At 72.2% G+C, this 11,768-nt stretch carries 8 protein-coding genes; 1 reads left to right on the top strand and 7 read right to left on the bottom strand.

Annotation, left to right across the window (positions count from 1 at the left end; genetic code table 11):
* Positions 1 to 7: 7 nt before the first annotated feature.
* From gap to uvrC, 6 genes are all read right to left on the bottom strand, one after another.
* A complete protein-coding gene (gene gap, locus ACFY32_RS07605; RefSeq protein ID WP_359204304.1) occupies positions 8 to 1,015 on the bottom strand; it encodes a type I glyceraldehyde-3-phosphate dehydrogenase in 1,008 nt (335 codons plus the stop codon).
* Positions 1,016 to 1,240: 225 nt separating this feature from the next.
* Complete coding sequence (locus tag ACFY32_RS07610) at positions 1,241 to 4,195, bottom strand: M14 family zinc carboxypeptidase (RefSeq protein ID WP_359204301.1); 2,955 nt, start codon at positions 4,193 to 4,195, stop codon at positions 1,241 to 1,243.
* Between the two features lie 429 nt (positions 4,196 to 4,624).
* Positions 4,625 to 5,614 carry a DNA-binding protein WhiA gene (whiA, locus tag ACFY32_RS07615; RefSeq protein WP_359204298.1) on the bottom strand — a complete coding sequence of 330 codons (990 nt, stop codon included), beginning with the start codon at positions 5,612 to 5,614 and terminating at the stop codon, positions 4,625 to 4,627.
* Complete coding sequence (gene yvcK / locus ACFY32_RS07620) at positions 5,605 to 6,672, bottom strand: uridine diphosphate-N-acetylglucosamine-binding protein YvcK (protein ID WP_359204295.1); 1,068 nt, start codon at positions 6,670 to 6,672, stop codon at positions 5,605 to 5,607. Before yvcK ends, whiA begins: the two co-directional genes overlap by 10 nt.
* Entirely contained in the window at positions 6,669 to 7,775 is a 1,107-nt protein-coding gene (gene rapZ, locus ACFY32_RS07625; protein ID WP_390673666.1) for an RNase adapter RapZ, read from the bottom strand. The genes yvcK and rapZ overlap by 4 nt, the downstream gene beginning before the upstream one ends.
* Complete coding sequence (gene uvrC, locus ACFY32_RS07630) at positions 7,772 to 9,982, bottom strand: excinuclease ABC subunit UvrC (protein WP_390673667.1); 2,211 nt, start codon at positions 9,980 to 9,982, stop codon at positions 7,772 to 7,774. The genes rapZ and uvrC overlap by 4 nt, the downstream gene beginning before the upstream one ends.
* A gap of 303 nt (positions 9,983 to 10,285) precedes the next feature.
* Between uvrC and ACFY32_RS07635 the strand changes: the two genes are divergently transcribed.
* Complete coding sequence (locus tag ACFY32_RS07635; protein ID WP_390673668.1) at positions 10,286 to 11,275, top strand: hypothetical protein; 990 nt, start codon at positions 10,286 to 10,288, stop codon at positions 11,273 to 11,275.
* A gap of 53 nt (positions 11,276 to 11,328) precedes the next feature.
* Here the strand turns inward: ACFY32_RS07635 and ACFY32_RS07640 are convergent, their stop codons facing one another.
* Complete coding sequence (locus ACFY32_RS07640) at positions 11,329 to 11,757, bottom strand: Rieske (2Fe-2S) protein (protein ID WP_390673669.1); 429 nt, start codon at positions 11,755 to 11,757, stop codon at positions 11,329 to 11,331.
* Positions 11,758 to 11,768: the final 11 nt, after the last annotated feature.

Below are 11,768 nucleotides of genomic sequence, written 5' to 3' on the forward strand. Positions count from 1 at the left end.
CCGTCGGTCAGAGCTGGTTGCCGACGAAGACCGTGAGGTCGACGAGGCGGTTGGAGTAACCCCACTCGTTGTCGTACCAGCCGATGACCTTCACGCTCTTGCCCTCCTGGACCATGGTCAGGGAGGAGTCGAAGGTGCAGGACGCCGGGGCGTTGACGATGTCCGAGGAGACGATCGGGTCCTCGGTGTACTCCAGGATGCCCTTCAGCTCGCCCTCGGCGGCCTTCTGGAAGGCGGCGTTGACCTCTTCCTTGGTGACCTCGCGGGACAGTTCGATGACCAGGTCGGTGACCGAACCGGTCGGGACCGGGACGCGCATGGCCATGCCGTCCAGCTTGCCCTTGAGCTGCGGGAGCACCAGGGCGGTCGCCTTGGCGGCGCCGGTGGTGGTCGGGATGATGTTCTCGGCGGCGGCGCGGGCGCGGCGCAGGTCCTTGTGCGGGAAGTCCAGGATGCGCTGGTCGTTGGTGTACGCGTGCACCGTCGTCATCAGGCCCTTGACGATGCCGAAGTTCTCGTCGAGGACCTTGGCCATCGGCGCCACACAGTTGGTGGTGCAGGAGGCGTTGGAGATGACGTGGTGGTTCGCCGGGTCGTACGTGTCCTGGTTGACGCCCATCACGATGGTGACGTCCTCGTCCTTGGCCGGAGCCGAGATGAGGACCTTCTTGGCGCCGCCGGCGATGTGCTTCTCGGCGTCGGCCTTCTTGGTGAAGATGCCGGTCGACTCGATGACGATGTCGACGCCCAGCTCGCCCCAGGGGATGTCGGCGGGGTTGCGCTCGGCGAGGACCTTGATGGTCTTGCCGCCGACGGTGATGGTGTCCTCGGTGTGGGTGACCTCCTGCTTGAGGCGCCCGAGGATCGTGTCGTACTTCAGCAGGTGAGCGGTGGTCGCGGTGTCACCCAGGTCGTTGACAGCCACGATCTCGATGTCTGCACCCTGCTCCAGCAGCGCGCGGAAGTAGTTACGACCGATGCGGCCAAAGCCGTTGATGCCTACGCGGATCGTCACGAACCGATCTCCTCGTTGGTACGCCGGCTCGAATGCCGGCGAGCTGTATGGGATGTCCCCGACCGCATACGACCCTACCTCCCCAAAGGCCCGGGGGTGACATCGAGAGGGCCGTACACGGCACGGCGGCCCGTACCCACCGGTAGGGGTACGGACCGCCCGGAGTTGCCAGGGAAAGATCACCCGTTTTGGCTACGGGGTCTCACTCCCTGTTGACCGGCGATGTCACTCGTCCAGGGTTCCCAGTGCCTTGCGGATCAATGCCGTCCGGTCGGCGGCGGAGGTGAGGTGCTCCAGGCCGAAGCCCAGCAGCACGGTGTCGTCGGTGGTGACCGCTCCGTACGTCTGGAACAGCGTTCCGGTGCGCGTCCAGTCCCGCAGGACGGCCGGGCTGCCCGCGGGCGGTCCGGCGACGTGCCAGGCGCCGAGGGAGGTCTCGAAGCCCTCGGTCTCGGTCGCGGTGCCGCCGACGACCAGGGACGCCTGGTCGGCGAGGACGCCGCGTCCGCCGGTGCCGGGGTCGGTGACGTAACTGAGCGAGATCTCCACGTTCTTCCCGGCGTACGCGCTCAGGTCGAACGAGACCTGCTGCCAGCCGTCGGAGGCCCCGGTGAGGCTGTTCCAGGACCCGGTGGTGCCGGTGGCGGCGCAGCCGTCGTCACCGAGGGTCAGGTAGTGCTCCAGCCAGGGGTGCTCGTCGAGGTAGTAGCCGGCCGAGCACTCGGCGGGGACGGCGCTGCTGGTGGCGCCGCCCGCCTCGGGCAGGGTCGTCCAGTCGTCGCCGCCCGCGGTGCGCGCCTCCACCAGGACGTGGTCGTAGCCGCGCTCGGTGTTCCACAGCAGACGCGTGGTGAACGCCGGCCGCTGGGCCGCGGTGACGCCGGTCAGGTCGACGGTCCGACTCAGCCGCTTGTAGGCGTCGTCGGTGTGCACGGCGGCGGCCATGTAGGAGCCCGCGTAGGGCCCGTACGGGTTGACCGTCCCGGCGAACTGCCCGGCGCCCTCGCTGGCGAACTGCGGGTACTCCTCGACCGGCAGTTCGTCGGAGGTGACGCTGTAGGTGCCGGCCTGGTCCAGCGGGTTGCCGGGGGCGGCGCCGAGCGTGCCGCCGACGCCCGCCAGCCGTCCGGAGCCGGTGAACGCGGTGGCCCCGGGGGTCGAGGTGCGGGTGTAGGCGCCCAGGTAGTACTGGCTGAAGTCGTCCGACAGGTTGCCTTCGCCGAGGTCGACGGTGCCGCCGGCCTGCTCGCCCGCCTCGACCAGCTTGCCGCCCTCGTTGAGGTAGGCGCGCAACTGGAGCTGGGTGGCGTTGCCGGGGGCGGCCGCGCCGGTGTAGTGCACGACGGTGCCGAAGTGGGCGAGGACGCCGAGCGCGTCGGGCGCGCCCTGGGTGGCGACGTCCCACACGACGGCCCGGTGGCCCGCCGCCCTCAGGGCGTCCACGTACGTCTGCGCCCGGGTGGCCTTGGCGCCTTCCTCGGCGACCACCAGGACGTCGGCGCGCGGCCGGGCGGCCACGGTGTAGGTGAAGCGCTCGCTGGAGACGCGCCTGCCCCGCCGGTCCTCGCCGGTGAACCAGACCTCGACCTTGTCGCCCGGGTCCGCGTACCGCACCTCGGCCCGGTACTCGTCGAAGTAGAGGTTGTCCTCGCCGCCGTAGGTCTCGCCGCCCTTCCAGGGGCGCAGCGACGTGTCGTGCGTCCGTCCGCCGTTGACGCGGTACTTCAGCTCCTTGTGGCGCACCGCCTTGCGGGCGACGACGGCGACCTCCTGGCCGGCGCCGCGTGCGTAGGAGGTGCTGAAGGTCTTCGGGGTGAAGTCGGGGGCGTCCAGGCCGACCGCGGAGGACGGCCGGTCCGGGTGCTGCGCGGTCTCGGCGACGGAGAGCGCGAACGGGACGTTCTTCTCGAACTCCTGCTGGATCAGCTTCTCGTCGTCCGGGAAGTTGAAACCGGACTGGCAGTCGCCCGCGTTCCACTCGTCGTCCGGGTCGAGGTCCGAGGCGGTCTGGCAGGTCGACATCTCGGGGGTGAACATCGCCATGCCGTTGACGTTGGCGGCGTGGCCGTCCGCCTCGCCGTTGGTGGTGTACAGCTCCGAGGAGACCTGCGGGCGGTAGCCGGGGATCGCCGAGTTGCCGGGGGTGCCGGCCAGCGCCCGGTACAGGACGTCGTCCGGGGTGTCGGTGGCCACCTGCCAGCCGACGCCGTAGAGCAGCAGTTCGGCGGCGGAGTGGTAGTTGATGCCGTACGTGAAGCCGATCCGCTTCTCGAAGGCGTCCAGGGCCTTGGTCTCGGGCTCGGAGTTCGGGCCGGGGCCGCGGTAGGTCTGGCTGGTGGGGTTGGGGGACGAGCCCTCGTCGTCGTAGCCCCACTTGTAGGCGAAGTTGCGGTTGAGGTCGACGCCGTCGCCGGTGCTGATGGCGCCGTCGCCGTTGACGTCCCGCAGGTTCTTGCGCCACAGGCGGTTGTCGGTGTCCTGGAAGGTGTAGTCGTAGCCGTCGGGGTTGGCCGAGAGCAGGAACCACAGTTCGGTGCTGTCGACGATCTTCTTGATGCGCCGGTCGGTCCGGTAGTTGTCCAGGTAGTGGTGCATCAGCCGCCGGGTCATCTCCGGGGTGATCCACTCACGCGCGTGCTGGTTGGACGCGTACAGCACGGACGGCTTGGAGCCGTCCTTGGTGTACTTCGCGCCCTTGGTGAGCTTCAGCGCGAGGATGTCCTGTCCGTTGACGGTCTTGCCGATGGAGACGACCTTGGTGAGGCCGGGGTTCTCCTGGGCGGTCCGGAGGAGTTCCTCCTTCAGCCCGCCGCTGCCGCTGTACGGCCGGAAGACGCCGTCGGCGGCGGCCTCGACTCGCTGTTCGGCGCGGGCGGACAGGGTGTGTTCGGTGAGGTCGACGCCCTGTTTCTCCAGGTCCTCGGCCTGCTGGTCGGTGAGGTACACCTCGACGGTGGCGGTGCCCTCGGCGGGCACCTGCTCGCCGAGTTCATGCCCGTCCTGGCCGGCGGCCAGCAGCAGGGGTACCTGCCGCTGGGTGACGTCGGCGCGGAAGACCTTCACCTCGTCCGCGTCCTGGGACGCGGCGGCCCCGGACTGGGCCTGGGCGACGGGTGCGAAGCTCGCTCCGCCGATCAGGAGCGTGCCGACGGCGAGGATCGATCTCGCTCTGCGTCTCATGAACCCCCCTAGCGTGGTCCGCCACGGCGGCGAACAGATGCCAGGCTCATGACACTCCATGATCGAGTCAAGAGCCCGTCCACGACACGCGTCACGCCGGCCCCTGCCACTCAAGTGGCGGTGGGGACCGGCGTGTTGGGGGCGTCTGGTCAGGGGTTCTGGGTTCCGGGCGCGAGGGGCGGGGGGCGGGGGGCGGGGGTGAGTGCGTGAGGTGAGCGGCCGGGGGCCGGGTCAGCCCGCGGGGCTGTCGACCGGGGGGGACGGGCGACCCGCGCGGTCATCGGCCGGGGGGACGGGCCAGCCCGCGGGGCTGTCGGCCGGGGTACGGGCCAGCCCGCGCGGTCATCGGCCAAGCACACGGGCCGACCCGCGCGGTCATCGGCCAAGGGCACGGGCCGACCCGCGCGGTGATCGGCCAGGGGCGGCCGGTCAGCCCGCGAGGTTGTCGGCCAGTTCCTCGGAGAGGTTCGCCTCCGTGCCCGGGATGCCGAGGTCGGTGGCGCGCTTGTCGGCCATGGCCAGCAGCCGCCGGATACGGCCGGCGACGGCGTCCTTGGTCAGCGGCGGGTCGGCCAGCGCGCCCAGCTCCTCCAGGGACGCCTGCTTGTGCTCCATGCGGAGCCGGCCGGCCGCCGCGAGGTGCTCGGGGACGTCGTCGCCGAGGATCTCCAGGGCGCGCTGCACCCGGGCACCGGCGGCGACCGCCGCGCGGGCGGAACGGCGCAGGTTGGCGTCGTCGAAGTTGGCCAGGCGGTTGGCGGTGGCGCGGACCTCGCGGCGCATCCGCCGCTCCTCCCAGGCCAGCACGGAGTCATGGGCGCCGAGCCGGGTGAGCAGGGCGCCGATCGCGTCGCCGTCGCGGACCACGACCCGGTCCACCCCGCGCACCTCGCGGGCCTTCGCGGCGATCGACAGCCGGCGGGCGGCGCCGACCAGCGCGAGCGCGGCCTCCGGCCCCGGGCAGGTCACCTCCAGGGAGGAGGAACGGCCGGGCTCGGTCAGCGAACCGTGCGCCAGGAAGGCCCCGCGCCAGGCGGCCTCGGCGTCGCAGGTGGCCCCCGAGACCACCTGCGGGGGCAGGCCGCGGATGGGGCGGCCCCGGCCGTCGACCAGACCGGTCTGCCGGGCCAGTTGGTCACCGCCCGCGACGACCCGGACGACGTAGCGCGAACCGCGGCGCAGTCCGCCCGGCGCCATCACGATCAGCTCCGAGCTGTGGCCGAAGATCTCCAGGATGTCCCGCTTGAGCCGCCGGGCGGCACTGGTGGTGTCCAGCTCCGCCTCGATCACGATGCGTCCGCTGACCAGGTGAAGGCCGCCGGCGAACCGCAGAATGGCGGAGACCTCCGCCTTCCTGCAGCAGGTACGGGTGACGGGAAGTCGCGAGACCTCGTCCTTCACCGCTGCCGTCATCGCCATGGGCCGATCCTTCCATGCATCCGAAAAATACGGTCGTACGCGGCGGCCAGCAGCTCCGGGTCGTGCCTCGGGGTCCCGTCGGTCCGGGCCACCGGCGCCAGCTCGACCGCGGCGCCGAACCGCTTGGCGGCGTCGGTGAGCGAGTCCCGGTCGGGCACGGCGGCCTCGTCGGCCAGCACCACGTCCAGGGCGAGTTTAGGGGCGTGTCGCCCCAAAACCTCCAAATGACGCTGCGGGGAGAAGCCCTCGGTTTCTCCTGGCTGCGGGGCGAGGTTCAGTGACAGCACCCGGCGGGCCTTCGTCCCGGTGAGGGCGTCCAGCAGATCGGGCACCAGCAGATGCGGGATGACGGAGGAGAACCAGGAGCCGGGGCCGAGGACCACCCAGTCGGCGTCGAGGACCGCCTCGACCGCCTCGGGGACGGCCGGCGGGTCGGCCGGCACCAGGTGCACCGACTGCACCTCGCCGGGCGTGAGCGCCACGGTCGCCTGCCCGCGGACGGTGTCGACGTCCCCCGGCCGCTCCGGGTCGTGGCCCTTGACCAGGGCCTGCAGCTCCAGCGGCACGGCGGACATGGGCAGCACCCGCCCGTGCGCGCCGAGCAGCTTGCCGACCAGGTCCAGCGCCTGGACATGGTCGCCGAGCTGCTCCCACAGGGCGACGATCAGCAGATTGCCGACCGCGTGCTCGTGCAGGTCGCCCTGGGACTGGAAGCGGTGCTGGATGACCCTGGCCCAGGTCTGGCCCCAGTCGTCGTCGCCGCAGAGCGCGGCCAGCGCCTTGCGCAGGTCGCCGGGGGGCAGTACCCCCAGCTCGTCGCGCAGGCGCCCGCTGGAGCCGCCGTCGTCGGCCACCGTGACGACGGCGGTGAGGTCGCCGGTGATCCGGCGCAGTGCGGCGAGCGAGGCGGACAGGCCCATGCCGCCGCCGAGGGCGACGACCTTGGGCTGGGCGCCCCGGCGGCGCGGCTTGCCGCCGCGCGCCTCTACGGGCCGGCTGCCGCGTCCTTCGGACACCGCCCGGCGCAGCCTGCTCAGCCGCGGAGTACGTCCTGTCATTCCCGTCCCATGTCCCGGTGCACGACCACCGTCTCCACACCCTCGGCCGCGAGCCTGGCGGCGAGCTTCTCCGACATGGCGACGGAGCGGTGCTTGCCGCCGGTGCAGCCGACGGCGATGGTCACATAGCGCTTGCCCTCCCGACGGTAGCCCGCGGCCACGAGCTGGAGCAGTTCGGCATAGCGGTCGAGGAACTCCTTCGCCCCCGGCTGGTTCAGGACGTACGCCGACACCTCCTCGTTCAGGCCGGTGAACGGGCGCAGCTCCGGGACCCAGTGCGGGTTGGGCAGGAAGCGCATGTCCGCCACCAGGTCGGCGTCGACCGGCAGCCCGTACTTGAAGCCGAACGACATGACGGTGGCCCGCAGCTCCGGCTCCTCCTCGCCGGCGAACTGGGCGTCCATCTTGGCGCGCAGCTCGTGCACGTTGAGGCTGGAGGTGTCGATCACCAGGTCGGCGTCGCCGCGCAGCTCGCGCAGCAGTTCCCGCTCGGCGGCGATGCCGTCGACGATCCGGCCGTCGCCCTGGAGGGGGTGCGGGCGGCGCACCGACTCGAAGCGGCGCACCAGGGCCTCGTCCGACGACTCCAGGAAGACGATCCGCCGGGTGACCCCGCGGGCGTCGAGGTCGGCCAGGGATTCGCGCAGGTTGTCGAAGAAGCGGCGGCCGCGGACGTCGACCACGACCGCGATCCTGGCCACGTTGCCCTGCGAGCGGGCGCCCAGCTCCACCATGGTGGGGATCAGCGCGGGCGGCAGGTTGTCCACCACGAACCAGCCGAGGTCCTCCAGGCACTTGGCGGCCGTCGACCGCCCGGCCCCCGACATGCCGGAGATGATCACCAGCTCGGGGATGGCCGCCTCGGGCACCCCGCCGTTGTCCTTGCCCGTGCTCCCTGTAGTACTGCCCGTGCTGCCCGTGCTGCCCGTGCTCACCTGTGCTCCGTCGTCCTGCCGGTCGGGGCCGGCCGCCGGCGGGACGGCACCCCCGCCGGTCGTGCCCGCGGCGTCTTCCCGCGCGGTCGTGCCCGCGGCCGGTTCCCGCCCGGTCGTGCCCGCGGCGTGTTCTCGGCCGCTCGTGGGCCGTGTCTCGTGCTCGGTCATGTCTCCTGCCCCCGTCTTTCGTCCGGGGCGCCCGTGGTCACGGGCTCCCCCGGGGCGTCCGCCGTCGTTTCGGGCGCCCCTTCGTCGTCTTCCATGATCTCGCCGGTCGCCGTGTTCACGGCGGGCGCGGCCGGGGCCGCCTGGGCGAGCGCCGCGGCGACCGTCTCGGCCGTCTTGCGGCCTATGCCGGGCACCTCGCGGATCTCGTCGACGGTCGCCGCGCGCAGCTTCTTCAGCGAACCGAAGTGCTTGATCAGAGCCTGTTTACGGGTCTCACCCAGACCCGGGACGTCGTCCAGGGGGCTGGCGCGGAAACGCTTGGCGCGCTTGGCCCGCTGGTAGGTGATCGCGAAGCGGTGGGCCTCGTCGCGGACGCGCTGGAGCAGGTACAGGCCCTCACTGGTGCGGGGCAGCACCACCGGGTCGTCCTCGCCGGGCAGCCAGACCTCCTCCAGCCGCTTGGCCAGACCGCACACCGCGATGTCGTCGATGCCCAGCTCGTCCAGGGCCCGCTGGGCCGCGGCCACCTGCGGCTGCCCACCGTCGACGACGACGAGCTGCGGCGGGTACGCGAAACGCTTGGGGCGGCCGTCGTCGTCTTTGAGACCGCTGTCGAGGGGGAGGTCGGCGTCCGCGTCCGGGAACACGCGCGGGTCGTGGGCCGGGTCCGTGCGGGGAGCCGGGGACGCGTCCGTGCCCGTGTCCGTGCCCGTGTCCGCCTTGAGGGTGCCGTCCGGGAGCGGCCGGGCGTCCGGGGACCGCGGGTCGGCCGGGGTCTGCGGGCCGTCCGCCCACTCGCCCGTGCGCTCCTTCTCGGCGAGGTAGCGGCGGAAGCGGCGGGTGATCACCTCATGCATGGACCGGACGTCGTCCTGCCCCGCGAATCCCTTGATCTGGAACCGCCGGTACTCGCTCTTGCGGGCGAGCCCGTCCTCGAAGACGACCATGGAGGCCACGACGTCGTCCCCCTGGAGATGGGAGATGTCGTAGCACTCGATGCGCAACGGGGCGCTGTCCAGACCGAGGGCCCCGGCGATCTCCTCCAGCGCACGCGAGCGCGTGGTCAGGTCGGAGGCACGCTTGGTCTTGTGCAGCACCAGCGCCTGCTGGGCATTGCGCTGCACGGTCTCCATGAGCGCCTTCTTGTCGCCGCGCTGCGGGATGCGCAGCGACACGCCCGACCCGCGGCGGTCGGTGAGCCACTGCTGGACCGGCTCCACCGGGTCGGGCAGCGCCGGGACCAGGACCTCCTTGGGGACGGCGTCCCCCGTCTCCTCGCCGTACAACTGCTGCAGCGCGTGCTCGACGAGGGCGCCGGTGGTGATCTCCTCGACCTTGTCGGTGACCCAGCCGCGCTGACCGCGCACGCGTCCGCCGCGCACGTGGAAGATCTGGACGGCCGCCTCCAGCTCGTCCTCGGCGACGGCGATCAGGTCGGCGTCGGTCGCGTCGGCGAGCACGACCGCGTTCTTCTCCATGGCCTTCTTCAGGGCCTCGATGTCGTCGCGCAGCCGGGCCGCCCGCTCGTACTCCATCTCCTCGGCCGCCTCGGCCATCTGCTTCTCCAGGCGGCGCAGATAGGTGCCCGTGCGGCCGGTCATGAAGTCGCAGAACTCGTCGGCCAGGTCCCAGTGGTCGTCGGGCGAGATCCGGCCGACGCAGGGTGCGGAGCACTTGCCGATGTAGCCGAGCAGACAGGGGCGGCCGGTCCGGGCCGCGTTCTTGAAGACGCCGGCCGAGCAGGTGCGGACCGGGAAGACGCGCAACAGGAGGTCGACCGTGTCCCGGATCGCCCACGCGTGCGCGTACGGGCCGAAGTACCGCACACCCTTCTTCTTGTGGCCGCGCATCACCTGCACCCGCGGAAAGTCCTCGTTCATCGTCACCGCGAGGTACGGGTAGCTCTTGTCGTCGCGGTACTTCACGTTGAACCGCGGGTCGTACTCCTTGATCCAGGAGTACTCGAGCTGGAGCGCCTCCACCTCCGTGGACACCACCGTCCACTCCACGGACGCGGCCGTGGTGACCATGGTGCGGGTGCGGGGGTGCAGGTTCGCCAGGTCCTGGAAGTAGTTGGCCAGGCGCTGGCGCAGGCTCTTCGCCTTTCCGACGTAGATCACCCGGCGGTGCTCGTCGCGGAACCTGTACACCCCCGGCGAGTCCGGGATCTGTCCCGGACTGGGGCGGTAGCTGGAGGGGTCGGCCATGACTCACACCCTACTTGCGAGGACCGACAGTCCGGCGGGCCCGTGGACGACGTGCCGCGTCGCCCGTCGATCATGCCCGGCGCCCCGCGCGGGCGGACGGTGCGGTCTCGGCCAGCAGCGCGCGGCCGTCGGGTCGGAAGTGTTGTCGGGACCTGGCCGACACGCTTCAATGCGGGGGGACCCGGGGGCCGAAGCGGCGTACGGATGTGAGGACTCCTCCGCGCCGCACCGGGGGCGGCCCCTGCCGATCCGCGTCCGGCGGGCCCGAACCGCCGCGACGAGCCTTCACAGAGGAGCCCCTGCATGCCGCACGCCCCACAGCACGCGGACGCCGCCGGCGCCGAACTGGACTCCGTCCTGCGCGGTGGGCCCTTCCATGTCGCGCTGCGCACCGCGATAGCCGCGCGGGGGCTGCCGCTGCAACGCGTGCAGCACCATCTATCGCGCCGCGGCGTGAAGGTGGGCGTCACCAGTCTGAGCTACTGGCAGCAGGGTGCCCGGCGCCCGCAGCGCCCCGAGTCGCTGCGGGCCGTGCGGGCGCTGGAGGAGATCCTCCACCTGCCGGCCCAGTCGCTGCTCCGGCTGCTCGGCGAGACCGGGAACGGGACGGGCACGGCGGGCGTCGCGGGCGCGGCGAGCACAGCGGGGCAGCGGGGGCAGCAGTTCGCGGCCCGCCGGCGCCAAGCGCGCGTGGCGGTCTCCGGCACGGTGGACCGACTGCTGGCCGAGCTGGGCCAGCAGCCGGACGGCGGGCTGCACACCCTCGGCCACCACGAACAGGTCCGCATCGGACCGCGCCGCGAACTGGCCGACCGCGAGGAGCACCACATCGTCCGCGCCCGCCGGGACGGCGTCGACCGCTTCCTGGCCGTCCACCACGGCGACCCGGGGTGCGCACCGGAGCGCATGACCGTCCACGCGCTGGAGAACTGCCGCACCGGCCGCGTCCGCCGGCACCACGACACCGGCGTCCTGGTCGCCGAGCTGCTGTTCGACACCCGGCTGCGCACCGGTGACACCTACCTCTTCCGCTACGGCGTCGTGGACGGCACCGCGGGCGTGTCGCACGAGTACGCCCGGGAGTTCGACGCGGCGGGCGGGCAGTACGCGCTCCAGGTCCGGTTCGACGCGGCCGCACGACCGGTGCGCTGCCACCGGTTCACCCAGCAGTCGGCGACCACCCCGCGCGGCAGGTGCCAGGCACTCGCCCTCAGCGACGCCCACCGCTGCGTCCACCTCGTGGAATCCCGCGTACGGCCGGGTCTCGTCGGCATCGGATGGGACTGGGCCTGACCCGGCCGACGGCCGGCGCTGAAGGCCGAGGGCCGGGGAACACGGGCCGGACGTCAGGCTGCCGGCCCCGCGACGATCCTGCCGCCCTTCGCCTCGACGGACAGCTCCTCCAACGGCACGGTGGCCGGGGCGTGCAGCACCTCACCGGTCCGGGCGTCGAACTCGCTGCCGTGACAGGGACAGACGAGCCGGGTCCCCTCCAGCCTGTCGATGGCACACCCCGCGTGCGTGCACACCGTGCTGTACGCCTTCAAGGAACCGTCCTGCCCCCGGCTGACCACCACATGGTGATCCCGGTACAGCTTGGCGCTCCCCTCCGCGACCTCCTTCTCCGCGCCCAGGTCGACAGCAGCGGTCGGCGCCGCCGCCGCGTCCGCCCCGCCGTCCGGCCCGCACGCGGCCGCCCCCACTCCGGCGACGGGGACGACGGCCACCGAGCGCAGGACGGTACGACGGCTCGGGACGGCGGGACGGGCAGGCATGCGGACTCCCT

The sequence above is a fragment of the Streptomyces sp. NPDC000134 genome, assembly GCF_042899225.1.
GTDB lineage: Bacteria > Actinomycetota > Actinomycetes > Streptomycetales > Streptomycetaceae > Streptomyces.

Coding starts and splice junctions, on each gene's coding strand:
- ACFY32_RS07610 (WP_359204301.1), bottom strand. CDS start 4,195: ATGAGACGCAGAGCGAGATCGATCCTCGCCGTCGGCACGCTCCTGATC.
- whiA (WP_359204298.1), bottom strand. CDS start 5,614: ATGGCGATGACGGCAGCGGTGAAGGACGAGGTCTCGCGACTTCCCGTC.
- yvcK (WP_359204295.1), bottom strand. CDS start 6,672: ATGACAGGACGTACTCCGCGGCTGAGCAGGCTGCGCCGGGCGGTGTCC.
- rapZ (WP_390673666.1), bottom strand. CDS start 7,775: ATGACCGAGCACGAGACACGGCCCACGAGCGGCCGAGAACACGCCGCG.
- uvrC (WP_390673667.1), bottom strand. CDS start 9,982: ATGGCCGACCCCTCCAGCTACCGCCCCAGTCCGGGACAGATCCCGGAC.
- ACFY32_RS07635 (WP_390673668.1), top strand. CDS start 10,286: ATGCCGCACGCCCCACAGCACGCGGACGCCGCCGGCGCCGAACTGGAC.
- ACFY32_RS07640 (WP_390673669.1), bottom strand. CDS start 11,757: ATGCCTGCCCGTCCCGCCGTCCCGAGCCGTCGTACCGTCCTGCGCTCG.